The sequence below is a fragment of the Janthinobacterium sp. SUN026 genome (genome assembly GCF_030397625.1).
Lineage (GTDB): Bacteria > Pseudomonadota > Gammaproteobacteria > Burkholderiales > Burkholderiaceae_D > Janthinobacterium > Janthinobacterium kumbetense.
In genome coordinates this window covers 53,064-73,874 of record NZ_JAPQNU010000003.1, presented here as the reverse complement: position 1 = coordinate 73,874, position 20,811 = coordinate 53,064, and the positions used below count along the sequence as shown (strand labels likewise).

The following is a 20,811-nucleotide window of genomic DNA, read 5'->3' as shown; positions in this document are numbered from 1 at the left end:
GCCACAATGGCCGCTGGTCCACCGACAAGGAGCGTTCCATGACTAGCCCTGACTTGCAATCGAGCAATACCCTGCGTACCGCCGACGGCACCTTGATCTACTACAAGGACTGGGGCAGCGGCCCGCCCGTCGTCTTCAGCCACGGCTGGCCCCTGTCGTCCGATGCCTGGGAAGACCAGATGTTCTATCTGGCCTCGCGCGGCTACCGCGTCATCGCGCACGACCGGCGCGGCCATGGCCGTTCCAGCCAGCCGTTCGGCGGCAACGACATGGATACCTATGCCGACGACCTGGCCGCCCTGATCGCCGCGCTGGACTTGACGGGCGCCACCCTCGTCGGCCATTCGACGGGCGGCGGTGAAGTGGCGCGCTACATCGGCCGCCATGGCACGCAGCGTCTGGCCGGCGCCGTGCTCGTGGGCGCCGTGCCGCCGCTGATGCTGCAAACGGCCGATAATCCGCTGGGCTTGCCGCTGTCCGCGTTCGACGCCATCCGCGCAGGCGTGCAGGCCGACCGCAGCCAGTTTTTCCGCGACTTGAGCGAACCCTTCTATGGCTACAACCGGCCCGGCGCGAAGCCGTCGCAGGGCGTGCGCGACAGTTTCTGGCGGCAAGGCATGCAGGCGGGCATGCCGGCCGCCTACCTGTGCATCAAGCAGTTTTCGGAAACGGATTTCACGGGCGACCTGGCCAGATTCGACGTGCCGACCCTGGTGATCCATGGCGACGACGACCAGATCGTGCCGATCGCCGCCTCGGCGCGCCGCACTGCCGAGCTCATCATCGGCAGCAAATTGCTCGTGTATGCGGGCGCGCCGCACGGCCTGGCGACGACGCACAAGGATAGGCTGAACGAGGACTTGCTGGAGTTCTTGCGCACCTGAAGCGGGGGCGGGCGCCGTGGCGGCGCGGTGCCCGCCGGAGCTGTTGCCACGCAGAACAGGCGCAGCCGGCATATTGTTGTGTATCGCTTAATGTTGGCAAAATCACGCGCCCAATGCGTGCGGATCGCCGATTTTTCTGGCTTTTTTACGTAGATATGGCGCAAAAAACGGCGTTCTGCGGCATGCAGCCACCCGGTAAGGTCCAGTAAAGAGTAAACTAGCAGATACACTCTTTCGCATTGGGCGATTCGAGCGAACTTGTGAGTGATTTCATGTCTGATACACCAATTTCCTTATTTTCCGACCTTAACCTGAGCGAGCCGCTGATTCGCGCGCTCAAGGATGTCGGTTACGAAACACCGTCGCCTATCCAGGCGGCGACGATTCCATTATTGCTCGCGAACCGCGACGTGCTGGGTCAGGCGCAAACAGGCACGGGTAAGACCGCCGCCTTCGCCTTGCCGATCCTGTCGCGCATCGATCTGAAACAAAGCTCACCCCAAGCCCTGGTCCTGGCACCGACGCGCGAACTGGCCATCCAGGTCGCCGAAGCGTTCCAGGTGTACGCCGCCCACATCCCCGGCTTCCACGTGCTGCCGATCTATGGCGGCCAAAGCTACGGCCCGCAACTGTCGGCCCTGCGCCGCGGCGTGCACGTCGTCGTCGGCACGCCTGGCCGCGTCATCGATCACCTGGACAAGGGTTCGCTCGACCTGTCCAAGCTGAAGACCCTGGTGCTCGACGAAGCCGATGAAATGCTGCGCATGGGCTTTATCGACGATGTCGAACGCATCTTGCAAGAAACGCCGGAAGGCCATCAAACGGCCCTGTTCTCTGCCACCATGCCTTCCGTCATCAAGCGCATCGCCACGACCTACCTGGTGAATCCGGCCGAAGTGACGGTTGCCGCCAAGACGGGCACGGCCGACAACATCCGCCAGCGCTACTGGCTGGTGTCGGGCATGCACAAGCTCGACGCGCTGACCCGCATCCTGGAAGCGGAAGCGTTTGACGGCATGATCATCTTTGCCCGCACCAAGCTGGGCACGGAAGAACTGGCCGGCAAGCTGCAAGCCCGCGGCTTCTCGGCTGCCGCCATCAATGGCGACATCCAGCAAGCGCAGCGCGAGCGCACGATCCAGCAGTTGAAAGACGGCAAGATCGACATTTTGGTCGCCACCGACGTGGCCGCCCGCGGCCTGGACGTCGAGCGCATCAGCCACGTCGTCAACTACGACGTGCCGCACGATCCGGAAAGCTATACCCACCGCATCGGCCGCACGGGCCGCGCCGGCCGCAGCGGCGAAGCGATTTTGTTCATCACCCCGCGTGAAAAGAACTTGCTCAAAGCCATCGAACGCTCGACCCGCCAGCCGATCGGCATGCTGGAACTGCCGACGATCCAGGCCGTCAACGACGTGCGTATCGCCAAGTTCAAGGAACAAATCAGCGAAACCCTGGCCCTGGGCGAACTGGAGCAGTTCCAGTCGCTGATCGAAGATTTCGAACGCGAACAAAACATTCCCGCCATCGAAATCGCCGCCGCCCTGGCGAAGATGGCGCGTGGCAATGTGCCTTTGTTGCTGGACAAGAACAAGGCGCGCGAGCAAGCCACGTGGCAAGACGACCGTCCTGCGCGTCAAGACCGCTTTGACCGCCCTGAACGCAATGACCGTTTCGAACGCAATGACCGCTTCGACCGCAACGAGCGCAGCGAGCGCCCGGCCTTCCCGAAAAAGGAACGCATCCAGCGTCCAGCCGACGCCGGCATGCAAACCTTCCGCATTGAGGTAGGTCATCAGCATGGCGTGAAACCGGGCAATATCGTGGGCGCCATCGCCAACGAAGCGGGCATCGATTCGAAAAACATCGGCCGCATCGAAATCTATGACGACTACAGCGTCCTGGACTTGCCAGACAGCATGCCGAAAGAATTGCTGGACCAGCTGAAAACCGTGTGGGTGGCGGGCCAGCAGCTGCGCATCAGCCGCGACGGCGACGCACCGGATCTGGCGCCGCCAGCCGCGCCGCGCAAGCCGTTCGCCGCCAAGTCCGCGCCAGCGTTCAAGGATGCACCGGCGGACGCGGGCGAAGTTGCCCCGCGCGCGCCGAAGAAGGAACGTCCACGCCCGGGCGTGACGGCCTACCGCATCGAAGTGGGCCGTGAGCACGCCGTAACGCCAAGCAACATCGTCGGCGCCATCGCCAACGAAGCGAACCTGGAAGCCAAGCATATCGGCCGCATCGATATCTTTGACAACTACAGCGTGCTGGACTTGCCGGAAGGCATGCCGCCGGAAATCCTCGACCACCTGAAATCGGTCGTCGTTTCGGGGCAGAAACTGCGCATCAGCCTGGACGATGGCACGACGGAGCGCAAGCCTGCGCCGCCGCGTCCGAAGTCGCCACCCCGTAAAACGTACAAGTAAGCCATCCCCACGGGCGCTCCGGCGCCTGTGTCGCGGATTGGAGACACATCCCCCACTGGCGCATTCGCGCCAGTTTTTATTTTCCCTCAAGAAATAAACATGGTTGCCGCGTTATGGTTGGCGGCAGGTATCGCCATCTGCCGGCAATGGCCACGGCTCCTTTGCATATTTTTATCGGTGCAAACGCCATATTTATTGCCTGCTGCATCGATACATAATTTTTTATTAATTATTGTATATGCACGCAATTTAAATTTTGCATTTCAATAAAATCAATCAAGTTGAATCAAAGTAAATCCTAAAACATAAATGAATTGACTTTTATTAAATTGTTTGACTGGCGTCACTGTCGCCGAGGCGATATATCATGGGTGCTTGATGTGGTATATTGTTTTTATGTTTTTGTTATGCTAGTTGAAAAAAAATAGAGGAGCGACGATGCGGGTCAATACGCCTATCACGCAAAATGAATACGTATTAAATGAAGGCATGACGATTGTTTCCACCACGGATTTACAGGGAAACATCAATTACGCCAATCAGTATTTCATTGAAGTCAGCGGTTTTTCAGAAATGGAACTGCTGGGTGCGCCACAGAATATCCTGCGCCATCCCGATATGCCGGCCGAAGCGTTTGCCGACCTGTGGGACACCATCAAGACGGGCATGCCCTGGACCGGCATGGTCAAGAACCGCTGCAAGAACGGCGATTTCTATTGGGTCTTCGCCAATATCACGCCCGTCATCGAAAGCGGCCGCCCGATCGGCTATATGTCCGTGCGCACCAAGCCCACGCGCGAGCAGATCAACGAAGCGGCAGCCCTGTATAAAAGTTTCAAAGACGGCAATTCCGCCAACCTGGCGATCCGCAATGGCCGTGTCGTGCGCCAGGGCTGGGCCGCCAAGCTGGCCGAGTGGCGCAAGCTGAGCCTGTCGCAAGACCTGGCCCTGCATTGCATCGTCTTCGGCGTGGTGCTGGCCATCCTCGGTTGCGCCGTGTGGAATATCGACGGCGACACGAGCACGGCCACGCGCAGCTGGCTCAGCGGTGCCGCCGCCGCAGCCGTGGCGCTGATGCTGTATTTCTGGGCCCACCTGCACAATTCCCTCGTCGCCCCGCTGGGCGACGCCATCACGGTGGCGCGCAAGATGGCCGGCGGCGACTTGACGGGCGTCATCGACAAGGTGCGCGACGATGACATGGGTCAATTGATGGCGGCCTTGCGCCAGACCAACATCAACTTGCACAGCATCATCGGCGACGTGCGCGCCAACTTCGAGGATATCCGCATCACCACGGCGGAAATTGCCACGGGCAATATGGACCTGTCCAGCCGCACGGAATCGCAGGCGTCCAGCCTGGAGCAGACGGCGGCCAGCATGGAAGAACTGACGTCGACCGTGCAGAACAGCGCCGACCATGTGGCCACGGCCAACGACCTGGCGGCGCAGGCGTCCACCGTGGCGGCCAAGGGCGGCACCATCGTCAGCGAAGTGGTCACCACGATGGATGAGATCAGCTCGTCGTCGCGCAAGATTCTCGACATTATCGGCTTGATCGACGGCATCGCCTTCCAGACGAATATCCTCGCCTTGAACGCGGCCGTGGAAGCGGCCCGCGCGGGCGAGCATGGCCGCGGCTTTGCCGTCGTGGCCGGCGAAGTGCGCAGCCTGGCGCAGCGCTCGGCAACGGCTGCGAAAGAAGTGAAAAACCTGATCGACCATTCGATCGCCACCGTGAACGCGGGCAGCGTGCTGACCAGCAACGCGGGTGCCACCATGGCGGAAGTGATCGCCTCGGTAGCCCGCGTGACGGAAGTGATGGACGAGATTTCCTCGACCACGCGCGAGCAGAACCAGGGCATCGGGCAAGTCAACCAGGCCGTCATCCACATGGATGGCATCACGCAGCAGAATGCGGCGCTGGTGGAGCAGGCGGCCGCGGCCGCCACCAACCTGGCGCAGCGCACCGACAGCGTGGCCCAGTCGATCGGCATCTTCAAATTGAAGGCGTCGCCCAAGCGCAAGGTTGCCGGCGTGGGCCGCAGCGTGGGCGCGGGCGTCGCGTCGCGGGCCTTGCTGAAGGCACGATAAGCATGCCACTCCCGCCAGCGCCATGCTGGCGGGAATCACTTCCGTACCCGGTACACCTCGCCGCTGCGCACCTGCTTCACCACCCCATCCCCGCCAAACAGAATCACATATTCCCCCTGCGCGCCCGAGGCCGCCGGATAGGTGTACATCCACACTTCCTTGCCGCTGTCGAAACGGATGGACGTGCTGTCGCCCAGCGCGGCGCGCACCTGTTCGCGCGTGCTGCTGCCCACTTGCACCGTCTGTTCCAGGGTGGTGTAGGGCACATTCTTGCTTGCTTGCAAGGCGCGCGTGCCGGAGCAGGCGGCCAGCAGCGTCAACAAGATCAGCGACAGCCACTTCATGGCGCCACCTCGTCCATATAAATAAATTCCAGCAGGGTGTCGTCCGGCCAGTTGCTATCCCACAAGGGCGCGTAATACGTGCGGTCAAGCAAGACCTGGCAATCGCAATAGGGCAGCGAGGCGGGCGTTTGCTCGCCGCCCGCGTACAGCATGGTGAACGGCAGCGCCAGGCGGCGCTCGCCATGCACGAGGGTCACGCCGAACAGGGGACGGTCCGTGAAGAACAGATAATTGCCGTCCGGCTCGGAACACACTTTATCTGTGCTGTAGAGCATGCTGGACAGCCAGGCGATGATTTGCGGGTCGTTCGAGATCAGGCCGGAATCCATGCCGGCGCGGCATTCCAGGCGCAGGTCGCCCAGGCGCCGCGTGCCGGGCGGCAAGCCGGGCGTGATGACTTGCGCGCGCCAGCTCATGGTGCTGGCCTTGCGGTTGGCCAGCAGCACGGCGTCTTCACGCGCCGCTTGCGCATTGCGCACGGGGGCAAAGCTGTTGTCTTCGGCCAAGGGCAAGGGGATGCTGACCGTGTCGCCGGCGATGCGCAGCTGCACACCGGCCATGTCCACGCCGGGCTGGCGCGGCAGCAAGCGGAAGCGCAGCACGGCCTGCGGCGCCAGCGCATGGTCGCGCTCGAAGCGGTCCACGCCCTGCAGCATCTTGCGGTAGGACTTGTCGACGGGGTCGCGCGTGGCGTCCACCTTCACCTGCGGCACGGGCGCGGTTTGCGCCAGCGCAATAGGTCCATGGAGCAAGCCTATGATCAGCAGTAATCGATAAATACGCATGCCTGAATGCTACGCCTTTTTGCGCATCCGCCACGCACGGGTGGGCGTGTCTGTACTCGCTATCAGTACTCGCTGTATTTGCGTGCGTCGCCGCGCACCTGCTGTGCCGGGTATTTCTGTGCGTTCAGTTGCATCTTTTCCAGCACGGCCGCGTGCAGGTCGACGCCGCTCTTGTCGGCCAGGCGCACCAGGTACATCAGCACGTCGGCCAGTTCGTGGCGGATGCCCGTGCGCTTCGCCTCGTCCAGTTCGCTATCCGCGCCCGTGGCCAGCCACTGGTAATGTTCCACCAGTTCCGCCACTTCCACGGACAGGGCCATGGCCAGGTTTTTCGGCGTGTGGAACTGGTCCCAGTCGCGCTCGTCGGCAAAGGCGCGCAGGCGCGTGCGGATGTCGAGCAAGCTGTCGCTGGGCGCGCTCATGCGGCCGCCTGCAGCGGTTTTTCCATGAAGACACTGAATGGGTCGTCGGGATAGTCGCCATACGGTCCGCGCCGCTGGTAGCCGTGGCGCGCGTACAGGGCGATCGCCTCGGGCTGGTGGATGCCCGTTTCCAGGGTCAGCAAGCGGCAGCCGCGCGCCAGCGCCTGCTCTTCCAGCAAGGCCAGCAAGCGTTTCGCCAGGCCCAGTCCCCGGCTGTCAGGGTGCACGTACATGCGCTTGAGCTCGCCGAAAGCGGGCGTGACGACGATGGCGCCGCAGGCCCGTGCCGTGCCGGCCGCATCGCGGGCGACGGCAAACAGCAGGGTATCGGACGGCACGGACGCCAGGTCCAGCGAGTAGACGCACTCGGCCGGATACAGGGTCTGTTGATATGCATCAAGCTCGGCGATCAGGGTTTGCACGTCGGCTTGCTGCGGCGATTCCAGGCGGATGGTCATGGGGAGGTCGTATGAATGGGACTTCCCCCATGGTATCACTGCGGCCGCGCCAGGCGCATCGTCAAGCCGATGGGCGACATCACAAAACCCATCAGTTCCTGCGCCTCGCCGCCATCGGGCGTGTCGACGCCGGCGATGTCGAAGCTGCCCAGCAGCATGGCCATGGCGATCTTGATCTCCAACAAGGCCAGGTAGCGGCCCGGACACGTGCGCAAGCCGGCACCGAAGGGCATGGCGGCGCGCCTGTTGTTCGCCTCGCCCCCTTCGGCCAGCCAGCGTTCGGGCTGGAAGGCTTGCGCGTCGGGAAAGTGCGCATCGGACACCGTGTCGTGGCGCATCACGCACCACACGAGGGTGCCGGCCGGCACGGCGATATCGGCGATGACCGTGTCGCGCAGCGCCTCGACGGGCAGGAAGGGCGCCACCGGCTTCAGGCGCATGGCTTCGCTGGCGCAGGCGCCCAGGTAGTCGAGGCTATCCATCTGCTCGATCGTGAAGCGGGCCGCGTCGGGCGCCAGGCGCCGTACTTCCTCGCGCGCCCGCGCCAGGGTGTGTGGATGGCGTTGCAACAGGTAAATCATCCAGGACAGCGTATTGGCCGTCGTATCCTCGCCCGCCAGCAGCATGGTCAGCACATTGCCGGCCACGGCGCGGTCGTTCACGCCGCTGTCCTTTTCGTCGGCGGCGGCGATCATCGCTTCGAGCAGGTTGGGCGGACGCTCGCGCCGTGCCGGGTCGCGCGCCATGCGCGTGCGCGCCTGCTGCACCAGGTCGGCCACGGCGGCGGACAGGGCCGCCACGTCGCGGTCCAGGCGGCGGTCGACGGGCAGCTTGACGTAGCGCCAGTACGGGAACATGGACAGGCTGCGCCGCGCCACGGCGGGCAGGATGGCGTCCATGTGGCGCTGGATCACGTCTTCGCCCGCTTCCAGCGTATTGACCTCGGTGCCGAAGGCGAGGCCGGCGATGATGTCGACCGTGTAGCGTTTCAGGTCGCCATCGAGGTCGATCGCCTGGCCTTGCGTGGCGGCAAGATGCCAGCGCCGCCGCAGGCGCTGCGCCACCGTCGCCAGCGCCGGGAAGTAGGCCTTGACGGCGCCGGGCGCCATGCCGGCCATGACCATGCGGCGCTGGTTGCGCCATTCCGTGCCCTCGGCCAGGAACAGGCCGGGGATGCCGCCCATTTCCTCGGAAACGATGGAGCTGCTCAGGGGGCGGCGAAAGCCGTCGGGCCGGTCGCGCAGCACGGCGCCGACAGCCTCGCTGTCGGCCACCACCAGCACCAGGGTGCGGCCGAACCAGACGCGCAGGTAGGGGCCGTAGCGTTGCACCCACTCTTCCACGTCGCGGTGGATGCGCGTGAGCTTGATCTGCAGGCTGTTGCCGACGATGGGCAGGGCGAATGGCCCCGGCAGGCGGCGAATCTGGCGCAGGACCGTGGTGGCGGGCGCGGCGGCGTGGTCGAGCGGGGGCATGGCGTACTCCTGGTGGATGGCGACAATGACTTCACTGTAGCGCGCTTGCGCGTCCGCGTCTTGAACGAATACGACATCGGGCGCGGCCGGAAATTGCCGGTACAATCGTCGCCATGCCTGCCGCCCCTACGCCCCTGACCCGCCTGATCGCGCCGCGCACGGCGCTCGCTTCCTGCGTGCGCGCCTTCCTCGTGCGCGACACCACGGGCTGCGCGCCGCTGCCGCCGGCGCAGCGCCTGAACCGCTTTCCCGCCGCGCCCATGTGCAGCATCGTCTGGACCGTCGCGGGCGACGTGGAAGCGGCAGCGCCGGGCCTGTCGCTGCGGGACGTGCGCATGCCGCCCGCGCTGTTCGGCGGCCCCCGTTCGTATCCGCTGGTCAGCTACAACCCCGGCCCCGTGCATACGTTTGTGGTGATGTTTTACCCGGCCGCCCTGCATGCGTTGACGGGCGTCTCGATGGATGGCTTGCTGGACCAGTTCCGCCCGCTCGACGCGCTGTTCGATGGGGACTGGCTGGCCCTGTCGGACGCCGTGCTGGCGGCGCCCGGCGATGCGGTCCGCGTCAGGCTGGTGGAGGATTTTCTCGCGCCGCGCTGGGCGCTGGCGCGCAAGAGCGGCGACCATCCGGCCGGCGCCGTGCAGGACTGGGTGCGCCGCCTGGCCGTGCAGGCGGCATCGACGGGCCTGGCCAGCAGCGCGCGCAATATCGAGCGCCGCATCAAGGCCTGGGCCGGCCAGCCCATGCGCACCTTGCGCCGCATGCGCCGCGCGGAACAGCTGTTTCTCGACGAGCGCGGCGCCATCCTGCAGGGCACGGCGTCCTGGTCCGACGTCGCCGCCAGCGGCGGTTACGCCGACCAGGCCCATTTTTGCCGCGAGACGCGCGAAATCACGGGCTTGAGCCCCACCGAGCTGGCGCGTGCCATGCGCGACGATGAAAGCTACTGGATATACAGGGTGTGGAGTTGAGCAGGATTTGTTACCCGGTATAGACGACGCCTTTGCGCAAGGTCACTTCATGGTGCCCCGCGCCGGGTGCCATCATGGGGAAGCAGTTTTCCGCGCCATGCACGCGCACGTCGAGGAAGTACGGGCCCTCGGATGCGAGGCAGGCCGCCAGTGCCGCGTCGAGTTCCTCGCGCCGGCTCACCGTGTGCGCCTGCCAGCCGAACGCGCGCGCCAGGGCGACGAAATCGGGCAGCGCTTCCGTGTAGCTGTGGCTGTAGCGCCCGCCATGGATGAGTTCCTGCCACTGACGCACCATGCCCATGTAGCCATTGTTCGACAACACCACTTTCACGGGCAGGCGGTGCTGCACGGCCGTGGCCAGTTCCTGGATATTCATCAAGATCGACGCATCGCCGCTGACGCACACGACGCGCTTGCCCGGATGGGCGATCTGCGCGCCGATGGCGGCCGGCAAGCCATAGCCCATGGTGCCGGCACCGCCCGAGGTGAGCCAGCGGCGCGGCTGCTCGAAGCGCAAGTGCTGCGCCGCCCACATCTGGTGCTGGCCCACGTCGGTGGAAACGATGGCGTCGCCGCCATCGCTGCTGTCCAGCGCCGCCTGCAGCCGCCGCATCAGCGCCTGCGGCGCGATCACCTCCGGCGTATCGTCGAACGCCAGGCTGTCCTGGGCGCGCCAGCCGTCGATGCGCTGCCACCACGGCTGGCGGTCCGCCAGCAGGCGTCCGCGCAGCTGCGCCAGCAAGGCGGCCAATACGGGCGCGCAATCGCCGCGCAAGGCCACGTCGGCGTGCACCACCTTGTGTATGGACGCCGGGTCGATGTCGATGTGGATGACCTTTGCGCCAGGACAAAACGCATCCAGGCGGCCCGTGACCCGGTCGTCGAAGCGGGCGCCGACGCAGACGATCAAATCCGCATGGTGCATGGCCAGGTTCGCTTCCAGGGTGCCGTGCATGCCCAGCATGCCGAGGAAGGCCGGGTGCGAGGCGGGAAAGGCGCCCAGGCCCAATAAGGTCAGGGTGCACGGCGCGGCGGCCAGTTTCACCAATTGCTGGAAGGCGGCGCAGGCATCCAGGCCGGAATTGACGAGGCCGCCACCGCCATAGAACACGGGCTGGCGCGCGCCGGCGATCAGGCTGGCGGCCCGTTCCAGGTCGGCGGGCTGCGGCAGGGGCGCGGCCGCTGTGGCTGCGGGCGGCAGCGGCGCGTGCTGCGTGACGGGCGCCAGCTGCAGATCCTTGGGAAAATCGACCAGCACGGGGCCGGGCCGGCCCTGCGTGGCTTGGATAAATGCTTCGTGCACGACGGCGGCCGTTTCCTCGGCCGCGCGGATTTGCCGGTTCCACTTGGTGACGGGGCGCGAAATGCCCAGCGCGTCGCATTCCTGGAAGGCGTTGGTGCCGATGCTGGTGCTGGCCACCTGGCCGCTGATGCAGATGACGGGCACCGAATCGCACAGGGCGTCGAGCAAGCCCGTGGTGGTATTGCTCATGCCGGGGCCGGACGTGACGAAGACGACGCCAGGCCGGCCCGTGCTGCGCGCATAGCCTTCGGCCGCGTGCACGGCCGCCTGTTCGTGGCGCACCAGCACGTGGCGCAAGCGGGGCTGCGCGTGCAGCGCGTCGTACAGGGGCAGCACGGCGCCGCCCGGGTAGCCGAAGACGGTGTCGACGCCCAGGGCCAGCAGGGTGTCGATCAGGGTGCTGGCGCCGTTGCGCGGCGCAAGATCGGCGGCGGGAGCGAGGAGGGGAGCGGGATCGGGTTTCATGGCCTTATTTTCTGCCTGATGCGGCAGAAAAGGCTGCTGGTTTTCTCGTATAGAATGCGATATTCAGTAAAATTTGCTGTGAAATAAGGATATGACAGAATGAAACTGGATAAATTCGACCTCGCCATCCTGACGGCCCTGCAGCAGGATGCCCGCATCAGTCTGCACGACCTGAGCGCCAAGGTGGGCCTGACCTCGTCGCCATGCTGGGCGCGCATCAAGCGCATGGAAGACGATGGCGTCATCGAAGGCTACACGGTGAACGTCAACGCGGCCAAGGTGGGGCTGGCCGACACCGTCATCGTGCAAGTGACGCTGGACGACCATTCCGATCAGGCCCTGTTCGAATTCGGCCACGCGCTGGCCATGATCCCGGAAGTGCTGGAAGCGTTCCTCGTCTCCGGCGACTACGATTACTACCTGCGCATCGCCGTGAGCGACACGCGCGACTATGAACGCCTGCTGCGCGAGCGTTTATATAAAATTCCCGGCATCCGCCACAGCAAATCCAGTTTCGTGTTGCGCCAGCTCAAACAGAGTTACCTGCCCTTGCAACGCTAGTTCCCCCGCACGGCGGGAGTTTTTCCCTAGTTCCCCGATGGTGGCTGTCCGATACTGGACGCAATAAAAACCACGATAAAACTGGGGATACGCATGAAACTGACTTTATTGGCCGCCGCCGCCATGGCGCTGTGCCAGGCGCAGGCCGCCGACCTTGCCGCTGACGCCAGCCTGGCCGCGAGCCTGGCCGCCTCGGGTGACTTGCCCACCGTCATCATCACGGGCAGCATGCCGCTGCCCACCGTGGACCAGCCGCGCGATACCCTGGCCGCGCCCGTGCAGACGGCCAGCGCGCAGCAGATCGCCCGCAGCGGCGCGCTCGACATCTCCGCCTTCCTGCGCCGCAACCTGGGCAGCGTCTACGTGAACGAGGTACAGAACAACCCGTTCCAGCCCGACGTCAGCTACCGCGGCTACACGGCGTCGCCCCTGCTGGGCACGCCGCAAGGGTTGTCCGTGTACCTGGACGGCATGCGGCTGAACCAGCCGTTCGGCGACGTCGTCAGCTGGGACTTGATCCCGCGCATGGCCATCGAGTCGCTGACCCTGATGCCCGGCTCGAATCCCCTGTTCGGCTTGAATACCCTGGGCGGCGCGCTGGCCCTGCAAACCAAGGATGGCCGCAGCAGCCCCGGCACCGCCATCGAAGCGCGCCTGGGTTCCGACAAACGGCGCGCCGTCGAGGTCGAGCATGGCGGCAGCAATGCGCAGGGCTGGCACTGGTATGTGACGGGCAACCGCTTCAAGGAAGACGGCTGGCGCGACGATTCGCCGTCCGACGTGCGCCAGCTGTTTGGCAAGCTGGGCTGGAGCGATGCGCGCACGGACATCGCCGTTACCGTGGCCCATGCGGACAATGCGCTGACGGGCAACGGCTTGCAGGAACAGCGCCTGCTGGCGCGCGATTACCGCAGCGTGTATACCAAGCCGGATTTGACGGAAAACAAATCGACCCTGTTGAACCTGACGGGCAAGCACCAGGCCGGCGCGGCCTTGCTGTTGTCCGGCAATGTGTACTACCGCAAGATCGACACGCACACGTTCAATGGCGACTTGAACGACGAGTCGCTCGACCAGTCCGTCTACCAGCCGGGAGCGGCCGAGCGGGCGGCCCTGGCGGCGGCCGGCTACACGGGCTTTCCCGCCAGCGGCGCGAACGCGGCCAATACGCCATTTCCGAAGTGGCGCTGCATCGCCAACGTGCTGCTGAACGACGAGCCGGCCGAAAAATGCAATGGCATGCTCAACCGTAGCCATACGCGGCAGGAAAACTATGGATTTTCGGGCCAGTTCACCGCGCTGGCCGACGTGGCCGCCATGCGCCACAGCGTCACGGCCGGTGCCGCCTTCGACGCCAGCCACGCCACGTTCCGCCAGACGAGCCAGTTCGGCTACCTGAATCCGGACCGCAGCATCACGCCTGTGAACTTCTTTGCCGACGGCACGGAAATCGATGACGACGGCACGCCCGTCGACAACCGGGTCGACTTGAGCGGGCGCATGCGCACGTGGAGCGTGTATGCGAGCGACAGCATTGCGTTGAATCAAGATATGACCTTGACCGTCTCCGGCCGCTACAACCGCAGCACCGTGCGCAACCGCGACGCCATCACGCCCGGCGGCGGCAGCGGTTCGCTCGATGGCAACCACCGTTTCAGCCGCTTCAATCCTGCCATCGGCCTGGCGTATGCGCCGGCCGCAGGCGTGAGCGCCTATCTCGGCTACAACGAAGGCAGCCGTACGCCGACGGCCATCGAGCTCGGTTGCGCCGACCCGGAAAACCCGTGCCGCCTGCCCAACGCCATGGCCGGCGACCCGCCATTAAAGCAGGTCATCACGAAGACGTGGGAAGCGGGCGTGCGCGGCCAGTGGGGCGAGGTGGCCCGCTGGAGCGCCGGCGTGTTCCGCGCGGAAAATCACGACGATATCCTGTTCGTGGCCGACAACCAGGCGGGGTTTGGCTATTTCAAGAATTTCGGCAAGACGCGCCACCAGGGCGTGGAGCTGGCGCTTGATGGCAAGGCGGGCATGCTGGACTTCGGCGTCAACTACACGTGGCTGCAGGCGACGTATCAAAGCCGGGAGTTCGTCAACGGCAGCGCCAACAGCAGCAGCGATGCGGACGCGCCCGGCCTGGAAGGCAATATCGTCATCACGCCCGGCAAGCGCATTCCCTTGACGCCGAGCCATATCCTGAAGGCGCATGTGGATATTCAGGGCGGACGCGACTGGACGGTGGGCCTGGCCATGACGGCCGTCTCCAGCGCCTATGCGCGCGGCAATGAAAACAATGCGCACCAGGCGGGAGGAACGTCGTACCTGGGCGCGGGCAAGAGCGGCGGCTATGCCGTGGTGGAATTGAACGGCAAGTACCAGTTGACGCCACGACTCAGCGTGTTTGCCCAGGTGAATAACCTGTTCGACCGGAAATATGCGACGGCGGCCCAGCTGGGCGTGACGGGTTTCGATGCCAACGGCAATTTCGCCGCCCGCCCGCTGCCCGCCGTGAACGGCGACTATCCGATGGTCAATGCGACGTTTTATGCGGCCGGCGCGCCGCGCAGCGTGAACGTGGGCGTGCGCTATGCGTTTTAAGGATGGACCTGCTCGATGATGCCATTGCGCAGGGCCAGGTGCACCAACGCGGCGGGGCCGGGTACGTTGAGCTTTTCCTTGATGCAAGTCTGGTGGTTGGCCACCGTCTTGCTGCTGACGTGCAGCAGGCGGGCGCAGTCGGCGGCGCTGCGGCCTTCGGCCAGCAGGCGGAAGATTTCGAATTCACGCTGGCTCAGGCTGCTCAAGCGGTCCGCTTCCATGTTGGCCGTGCCTTGCAGCAGGCCGGGCGCGCTGTGCGGGTCCAGGTAGCGCCGGCCCGCGTGGGCGGCACGCACGGCGTCGACCAGGTGTTCCGGGTCGGCCTGCTTGCTGACGAAGCCGCAGGCGCCGCCGTCAAACGCGCGCGCGATCAGCTGCGGCGTGTCGTGCATGGTAAACACCAGCACGCGGGCGCCCGCGTCGCGCGCGAGCAGCTTGCGCAGCAATTCCAGGCCGCCGATGCCGGGCATGGACAAATCCGTCACGCAGACGTCGGGCGCGTGCTCCTGGTACAAGCCATACGCCGTTTCGCCATTGCCCGCCTCGGCCACGACGGCGATGTCACCGCCCTGTTCCAGCAGGCGCCGGTAGCCCGTGCGCACCACGGGGTGGTCGTCCACCAGCATCACGCGGATCGGCCGCATGCCGCTGTGCATGGCGTTCATGGCGTTCATGCCGCGCACCGTGCCGCCAGGGCCACTTCGATGCGCAAGCCGTTGCCCAGCGCGCTGATCCAGCGGATGTGGCCGCGCAAGCCCGCCACGCGCTCGCGCATGCCCAGCATGCCGAAACCGTCTGCTGGCGTCTTGTCCTGGCGCAAACCCCGGCCATTGTCTTCGATGGCCAGGTGCAGCAAGCCGTGCGCATCGGCGCGCAATTCCACCGTGGCCTGGTCGGCGCCCGCGTGGCGCGCCACGTTCGTCAAGCCTTCCTGCACCAGGCGGTAGATGGCGGTGGCGGTGCTGTCGTCGAGGCCGGCGGGGATGGCGTGCGCCGCGAAATGGCAGGCGATGCCGTGCTGCTGGGTCCAGCTGTCGCACAGCGCCTGCAGCGCTGCTTCCAGGCCCAGGCTGTCGAGCACGGGCGGGCGCAGCCGGCGCAGCATCGTGCGCACCATCGCGTGCAGCGCTTCCGACGAGCGGGCGATGCTGGCGGCGCACGCCTGCACGTTTGCCTGGTCGCCCTCGCGCGCGCGCAGGATGTAGCTGGCGGCGGCGCGGATGGCCGTGCAGTCCTGTCCCACTTCATCGTGCAGCTCGCGCGCCAGCGCGCAGCGCTCCTCTTCCTGCGCGCGCAGCAGGCGCTGCGTGAGGGCGCGGTTTTGCGCCAGCAGCAGCGCCACCTGGCGGCCGCGCCGCACGGCAAAACCGGCCAGCGCCAGCACCAGCACCAGGAGGCTCAGGGCCAGTTCATCGAGTTGCCAATGTTCCTGGCGCCAGAGCGACTGCGTCAGCCGTTCGGCCAGGTCCAGCCTGGCGGCCAGCAGGAAAAAAGCCAGCGCCAGCGCACAGCACAGCAGGACGGTCCGGCGCGGCCGGGCGTGCGCGCTTGCCTGGGCGCCAAATTGATGGTGTTCCATGATGCTGCTCCCTGAGCACGGTCGATCTTCTTGTTGTGCAAGCTTCATGCCATCGGTGCAAGGGCGCGAGGGGCCGCTCATGCGGGGCGGAGGGAACAGGCAAGTGTTCCAGGATGGAACAGGTGTACCGCGATGTGACGGGGGAGGACGACGCGGCAGGCGCGGTTTTCGAGCTTATCCGAAGTCAGGCCGGCCCGCTGGCGTACGCGTCTGCAGTGCGCGCTCTTGTTGTTCAAATGTAACGTTGAGATTCCTCAAACTTTCATAGATAAAACAAAACAAAGTTTCGCGGAGTTAGATAAAAAATAAATAAATGATATTAAAAATATGATATTTGTTTTATGCGATTTGCTATATTTGTTGGCACTTTTGTGAAAAAGCTGAAAGCGGGCGCCAGACCTGCCGACCTATCTATCCACAACAATCAAGGGAATAGAATGAATCGTTTATCACATGCGCGGGTATCGCCCGCCACCGCCAATCCGCCCGCTACCCGCGGTCGCGTCGCCGTCCTTGCCGCGCTGGCCACCTTGTCCGTGCTGGGCTCGGCGCCGGCCCTGGCCGGTGTCCTGACTTTCGACAACTTGCGTCCCGACGTGTATGAAAGCGGCCAGACGCTCAATACGTCGAGCTACAACCTGCTGTTCCTGGCCGACCCGACGACGGCGGCCGGCGGCGGCGTCAGCGGCGTGGGCGCCATCCTCGATGGCCGCGTGGGTTCATCGTGCGATATCGCCGCCTGCCCGCAGGGCGCCACCGGCAATTACCTGGCTATCCTCAACGATGGCGGCGTGAATTTCACGCGCGCCGACCACCAGGCATTCACCCTGGCCGGTTTCGATTATTCCTTTATCGCCCCCGTATCCGGCTTGCCGAACCAGAATTGGGGCCAGCTGCAGCTGAGCGGCACCCTCAGCGACGGCCAGGTGATCAGCACCTCGCTGGCGTTTCCCGGCCAGGGCAGCGATGGCAATTACCATTTCCAGAGCGCTTCCCTGCTGGGCGGTTTCAGCAACTATGCGTTTACGGGCCTGAGCTTCAATGCGTGCATTTTCAACGACACGGGCGCGTGCAGCAATTCCCTCGATTTCCCCGCTTTCAACCAGGGCCAGTTCGCGCTCGACAATATCAATATCAGCGCCGTGCCGGAACCGTCGACCTACATGCTGATGCTGGCCGGACTGGGCGCCATCGGCATGCTGTCGCGCCGCCGCAGCGGCAAGTTCGCCGCCTCCACCGTGCAAGGAGCATGAGATGAAATTACGTCCCGTTTCACTCGGCATCCTCTTGCTGGCCGCCAGCCTGGCGCAAGCGGCGCAGGCGCAGGAACGCCGCTCCTACATCGTGCAACTGGTCGACAAGCCGGCCGCCACCTACACGGGCCAGGTCGACGGCCTGGCCGCCACCAAGCCGGCTCCGGGCGCGCGCATCAACGTGGGCGCCGCCGACGTGCAGGCCTATTTGAGCTACCTCGACACCAAACAGGCCGCCGTGGCCGGCACCGTCAGCGCGGCCGAAATCACGCACCAGTACAGCGTCGTCTTCAACGGCTTTTCCGCCTTGCTGACGGACGATGAAGTGCGCGCCCTGAAGAAAAACAGCGGCGTGGCCAGCATCAGCGCCGACTCCATCCTGCAGCTCGACACCAGCTACACGCCCAGCTTCCTGGGCCTGGACAAGCCGGGCGGCATCTGGGAGCAGCTGGGCGGCAAGGCGCACGCGGGCGAAGACATCATCATCGGCATCGTCGACAGCGGCATCTGGCCCGAGAACACGGCCTTTGCCGACCGCCTCGACGAGAATGGTGTGCCCAGCCACAGCGGCAACAATGTCGTGTATGGCGCGCCGCCGGCCAGCTGGCAGGGCACTTGCCAGACGGGCGAAGGCTTTAGCGCCGAGAATTGCAACAATAAGCTGATCGGCGCGCGCTACTACCGCGCCGCCACCTCGGCGCTGCACTGGACGGAATTCATGTCGCCGCGCGATTCCGTCGCCGGCCTGACGGGGCACGGCGGCCACGGCACGCATACGGCATCGACGGCCGGCGGCAACAATGGCGCCCTGGCCACCTCGAACGGCGTGTCGCTGGGCAAGGCGTCCGGCATGGCGCCGCGCGCCCGCATCGCCGCCTATAAGGTGTGTTGGACGGCAGCCTCGACGGGCCGCAACGGTTGCGCCACGGCCGACAGCGTGGCCGCCATCGACCAGGCGGTCAAGGATGGCGTGAACGTCATCAACTTCTCCATCGGCCCGAACGCGGGCGGCGGCGCCTTCGACGAACCGACGGAAGTGGCCTTCCTCGGCGCGGCGGCAGCCGGCGTGTTTGTCGCCACATCGGGCGGCAATTCCGGCCCTGCCACGCCCGCACCCGACGTGCCGGCGCCCGTCTCGCACATCAGCCCGTGGCTGGCGACGGTGGCCAATTCCACCCACAACCGCCTGTACGCGGCCAACGTTACTCTCAGCAGCGGCACGAAACTGGAAGGCGCATCGAGCAATGCGAATACCCCGGCGCTGCCGCTGATCCAGTCGCGCGACGCGGGCCTGGCCGGCGTGCTGCCGACGGATGTCAATTTGCTGCGCTGCTTCGGCGTGGCCGATGCCACGTCGGCGTATCTGGACCCGGCGAAAGTGGCGGGCAAGATACTCGTGTGCGACCGTGGCGGCAACGTGCTGGTCAACAAGAGCGCGAACGCCAAAACGGCCGGCGCGGCGGGCGTGATCATCGCCAACGTGGCCGGCGGCGCCAACACCGTCATCAACCAGGCGCACGCGCTGTCGACCGTGCACCTGGCGCAGGCGCAGGGCGACGCGCTGAAGGCCTTCATGGCGGCGACGCCCGACGGCACGGCGGCGCTGGGCGAAATTCACACCACCGCCGACACGACGGTGCAGGCGCCGATCGTCAGCGACCGTTCCTCGCGCGGACCGAACGTGGCCAACGCGAACATCCTGAAACCGGATCTCTCGGCGCCCGGCACCAACGTGCTGGCCGGCGTGACGGCCGACCTGACGCAGGCGCAGCGCGATGCCGTGGCGGCCGGTGGCGTGGCGCCGGCGGCCGAGTGGGATTTCTATTCCGGCACCTCGATGGCCAGCCCGCACGTGGCCGGCGTGGCGGCATTGCTCAAGCAGCAGCATCCTGACTGGTCGCCCGCGGCCATCAAGTCGGCGCTGATGACGACGGCTTTCAGCACGTATTCGGACGGCTTGAACGGTTCCGTGTCGTGGGATGCCACGGCGAAGACCTCGGGCCAGCTGCCGTGGGGCCAGGGCGCCGGCCACATCGCGCCGAACAGCGCGGCCGATCCGGGCCTCGTGTACGACATGTCGGAAATCGACTATGCGCGCTTCTTGTGCGGCCTGAACCTGAAGGTCTACAGCGCCGCCACATGCCAGGCCATCGGCACCATCGCGGCCTATAACCTGAACCTGGCGTCGCTGACGGCGGCCAACGTGCTGGGCACGCAAACCCTGACGCGCACGGTGACCAACGTGGGCGCCAGCAGCGCCGTCTACAACGTCTCGGCCAGCTTGCCCGGCTACACGGTGGCGGTGACGCCAACGAGCCTGAGCCTGGCGCCGGGTGCCAAGGGCCAGTTCCAGGTCAAGCTGACGCGCACCACGGCGCCGGCCAATACCTGGACCTACGGTGCCCTGAGCTGGACGGATGGCACGCACACGGTACGCAGCCCGCTGACGGCGCGCGGTACGGCGCTGGTCGCCATTCCGCTGGTCAGCAGCGAAGCGGCCACGGGCAGCAAGGTGCTGACCCTGGGCACGGGCTTCTCGGGCGCGCTGGTGGGCGTCAAGTCGGGTCTCGTCGAAGCCGTGCGCCAGGCGCGCACGATCGGCCAGGCGACGACGGGCGCCGCCGCATCGGCTGCCTGCAAGGCGGGCGGCGCCACGGGCGTGAACGTGCACAATGTGGTGATCCCGGCCGGCACCCTGGCGGCGCGCTTTGCCACCTACGATGCGGAAACGACGGGTGGTGCAAATACCGACATGGACATGGAGGTCTACAACGCCGCCAATGTGCTGGTCGGCAGCAGCGGCAATGAAAGTTCCAATGAGCAAGTGGAACTGCGCCTGCCCGCCGCCGGCACCTACAAGGTGTGCGTGATCGGTTTTGCGCCGCAAAACGGCCAGGCCGACTACACCTTGTCGTCGTGGGTACTGGCGCCGGGCTTGTCGAATGGCGGCTTCAAGGCGCTGATGCCGGGCACGGCCTACACGGGCGGCACGGCGACTGTCTCGCTGAGCTGGTCCAACCTGGCCGAAGGCAAGCGTCACCTGGGCGCCGTCGGCTACCAGGTGGCTGGCGTGGTGCAGGGTGTGACGGTGGTCGAGGTCAATACCAACGATCCCGTGCCGCTGTTCCAGAACGCGCGCGGCGCCAAGCCGGTGCTGGCTGAGTAAACCGTTCTTTGCTTGAACGCAAGGCGT

Annotated in this window: 16 protein-coding genes; 8 read left to right on the top strand and 8 right to left on the bottom strand. The window is 65.4% G+C overall.

The genetic code is table 11. From position 1 onward, the window contains the following. Positions 1-38: 38 nt before the first annotated feature. From OX459_RS15045 to OX459_RS15035, 3 genes are all read left to right on the top strand, one after another. The gene (locus tag OX459_RS15045) at positions 39-884 is read left to right on the top strand and encodes an alpha/beta hydrolase (RefSeq protein ID WP_099665613.1); all 846 of its coding nucleotides are present in this window, start codon (positions 39-41) and stop codon (positions 882-884) included. A gap of 272 nt (positions 885-1,156) precedes the next feature. Next, a complete protein-coding gene (locus OX459_RS15040; RefSeq protein WP_251349280.1) occupies positions 1,157-3,313 on the top strand; it encodes a DEAD/DEAH box helicase in 2,157 nt (718 codons plus the stop codon). 438 nt (positions 3,314-3,751) lie between these two features. Further along, positions 3,752-5,407, top strand: a complete 1,656-nt coding sequence (locus tag OX459_RS15035) for a PAS domain-containing methyl-accepting chemotaxis protein (RefSeq protein ID WP_099665611.1) — start codon at positions 3,752-3,754, stop codon at positions 5,405-5,407. Positions 5,408-5,442: 35 nt separating this feature from the next. Here OX459_RS15035 and bamE read toward each other — a convergent pair whose 3' ends face one another. From bamE to OX459_RS15010, 5 genes are all read right to left on the bottom strand, one after another. Further along, positions 5,443-5,751, bottom strand: coding sequence for an outer membrane protein assembly factor BamE (gene bamE / locus OX459_RS15030; protein WP_289905647.1), 309 nt, complete (start codon positions 5,749-5,751; stop codon positions 5,443-5,445). Then, positions 5,748-6,536, bottom strand: a complete 789-nt coding sequence (locus tag OX459_RS15025; protein ID WP_289905646.1) for a hypothetical protein — start codon at positions 6,534-6,536, stop codon at positions 5,748-5,750. Before OX459_RS15025 ends, bamE begins: the two co-directional genes overlap by 4 nt. Before the next feature lie 62 nt (positions 6,537-6,598). Beyond that, complete coding sequence (locus OX459_RS15020; protein WP_289905645.1) at positions 6,599-6,958, bottom strand: nucleotide pyrophosphohydrolase; 360 nt, start codon at positions 6,956-6,958, stop codon at positions 6,599-6,601. Beyond that, positions 6,955-7,416 (bottom strand): GNAT family N-acetyltransferase, encoded by a 462-nt coding sequence (locus OX459_RS15015; RefSeq protein WP_289905644.1) that lies wholly within the window; start codon positions 7,414-7,416, stop codon positions 6,955-6,957. Before OX459_RS15015 ends, OX459_RS15020 begins: the two co-directional genes overlap by 4 nt. 35 nt (positions 7,417-7,451) lie before the next feature. Further along, a complete protein-coding gene (locus OX459_RS15010; RefSeq protein ID WP_289905643.1) occupies positions 7,452-8,891 on the bottom strand; it encodes a cytochrome P450 in 1,440 nt (479 codons plus the stop codon). A 113-nt stretch (positions 8,892-9,004) separates the two neighbouring features. On the opposite strand from OX459_RS15010, the gene OX459_RS15005 reads away from it, so the two are divergent. Continuing rightward, on the top strand, positions 9,005-9,862 hold the full coding sequence (locus tag OX459_RS15005) for a helix-turn-helix domain-containing protein (protein WP_289905642.1): 858 nt from the start codon (positions 9,005-9,007) through the stop codon (positions 9,860-9,862). Positions 9,863-9,872: 10 nt separating this feature from the next. Here the strand turns inward: OX459_RS15005 and ilvB are convergent, their stop codons facing one another. Beyond that, entirely contained in the window at positions 9,873-11,630 is a 1,758-nt protein-coding gene (gene ilvB / locus OX459_RS15000; RefSeq protein WP_289905641.1) for a biosynthetic-type acetolactate synthase large subunit, read from the bottom strand. A gap of 99 nt (positions 11,631-11,729) precedes the next feature. Here ilvB and OX459_RS14995 point away from each other — a divergent pair, with 99 nt between their 5' ends. After that, the gene (locus OX459_RS14995; RefSeq protein WP_070217690.1) at positions 11,730-12,191 is read left to right on the top strand and encodes an Lrp/AsnC family transcriptional regulator; all 462 of its coding nucleotides are present in this window, start codon (positions 11,730-11,732) and stop codon (positions 12,189-12,191) included. Between the two features lie 93 nt (positions 12,192-12,284). Further along, on the top strand, positions 12,285-14,786 hold the full coding sequence (locus tag OX459_RS14990; RefSeq protein WP_289905640.1) for a TonB-dependent receptor: 2,502 nt from the start codon (positions 12,285-12,287) through the stop codon (positions 14,784-14,786). Here OX459_RS14990 and OX459_RS14985 read toward each other — a convergent pair. Together OX459_RS14985 and OX459_RS14980 are read right to left on the bottom strand one after the other, a co-directional pair. Then, positions 14,783-15,460 carry a response regulator transcription factor gene (locus OX459_RS14985; RefSeq protein WP_289905639.1) on the bottom strand — a complete coding sequence of 226 codons (678 nt, stop codon included), beginning with the start codon at positions 15,458-15,460 and terminating at the stop codon, positions 14,783-14,785. The two genes, OX459_RS14990 and OX459_RS14985, sit on opposite strands and share 4 nt — an antisense overlap. Next, positions 15,457-16,365, bottom strand: a complete 909-nt coding sequence (locus tag OX459_RS14980; protein ID WP_289905638.1) for a histidine kinase — start codon at positions 16,363-16,365, stop codon at positions 15,457-15,459. The genes OX459_RS14985 and OX459_RS14980 overlap by 4 nt, the downstream gene beginning before the upstream one ends. 437 nt (positions 16,366-16,802) lie before the next feature. Here OX459_RS14980 and OX459_RS14975 point away from each other — a divergent pair, with 437 nt between their 5' ends. Next, entirely contained in the window at positions 16,803-17,618 is an 816-nt protein-coding gene (locus tag OX459_RS14975; RefSeq protein ID WP_099665602.1) for an NF038120 family PEP-CTERM protein, read from the top strand. Between the two features lies 1 nt (position 17,619). Then, positions 17,620-20,784 carry a S8 family serine peptidase gene (locus OX459_RS14970; RefSeq protein WP_289905637.1) on the top strand — a complete coding sequence of 1,055 codons (3,165 nt, stop codon included), beginning with the start codon at positions 17,620-17,622 and terminating at the stop codon, positions 20,782-20,784. Positions 20,785-20,811: the final 27 nt, after the last annotated feature.

Bases quoted from the DNA above. Each gene is read 5' to 3' on its own strand.
- OX459_RS15045 (WP_099665613.1), top strand. From the start codon at position 39: ATGACTAGCCCTGACTTGCAATCGAGCAATACCCTGCGTACCGCCGAC.
- OX459_RS15040 (WP_251349280.1), top strand. From the start codon at position 1,157: ATGTCTGATACACCAATTTCCTTATTTTCCGACCTTAACCTGAGCGAG.
- OX459_RS15035 (WP_099665611.1), top strand. From the start codon at position 3,752: ATGCGGGTCAATACGCCTATCACGCAAAATGAATACGTATTAAATGAA.
- bamE (WP_289905647.1), bottom strand. From the start codon at position 5,751: ATGAAGTGGCTGTCGCTGATCTTGTTGACGCTGCTGGCCGCCTGCTCC.
- OX459_RS15025 (WP_289905646.1), bottom strand. From the start codon at position 6,536: ATGCGTATTTATCGATTACTGCTGATCATAGGCTTGCTCCATGGACCT.
- OX459_RS15020 (WP_289905645.1), bottom strand. From the start codon at position 6,958: ATGAGCGCGCCCAGCGACAGCTTGCTCGACATCCGCACGCGCCTGCGC.
- OX459_RS15015 (WP_289905644.1), bottom strand. From the start codon at position 7,416: ATGACCATCCGCCTGGAATCGCCGCAGCAAGCCGACGTGCAAACCCTG.
- OX459_RS15010 (WP_289905643.1), bottom strand. From the start codon at position 8,891: ATGCCCCCGCTCGACCACGCCGCCGCGCCCGCCACCACGGTCCTGCGC.
- OX459_RS15005 (WP_289905642.1), top strand. From the start codon at position 9,005: ATGCCTGCCGCCCCTACGCCCCTGACCCGCCTGATCGCGCCGCGCACG.
- ilvB (WP_289905641.1), bottom strand. From the start codon at position 11,630: ATGAAACCCGATCCCGCTCCCCTCCTCGCTCCCGCCGCCGATCTTGCG.
- OX459_RS14995 (WP_070217690.1), top strand. From the start codon at position 11,730: ATGAAACTGGATAAATTCGACCTCGCCATCCTGACGGCCCTGCAGCAG.
- OX459_RS14990 (WP_289905640.1), top strand. From the start codon at position 12,285: ATGAAACTGACTTTATTGGCCGCCGCCGCCATGGCGCTGTGCCAGGCG.
- OX459_RS14985 (WP_289905639.1), bottom strand. From the start codon at position 15,460: ATGAACGCCATGAACGCCATGCACAGCGGCATGCGGCCGATCCGCGTG.
- OX459_RS14980 (WP_289905638.1), bottom strand. From the start codon at position 16,365: ATGGAACACCATCAATTTGGCGCCCAGGCAAGCGCGCACGCCCGGCCG.
- OX459_RS14975 (WP_099665602.1), top strand. From the start codon at position 16,803: ATGAATCGTTTATCACATGCGCGGGTATCGCCCGCCACCGCCAATCCG.
- OX459_RS14970 (WP_289905637.1), top strand. From the start codon at position 17,620: ATGAAATTACGTCCCGTTTCACTCGGCATCCTCTTGCTGGCCGCCAGC.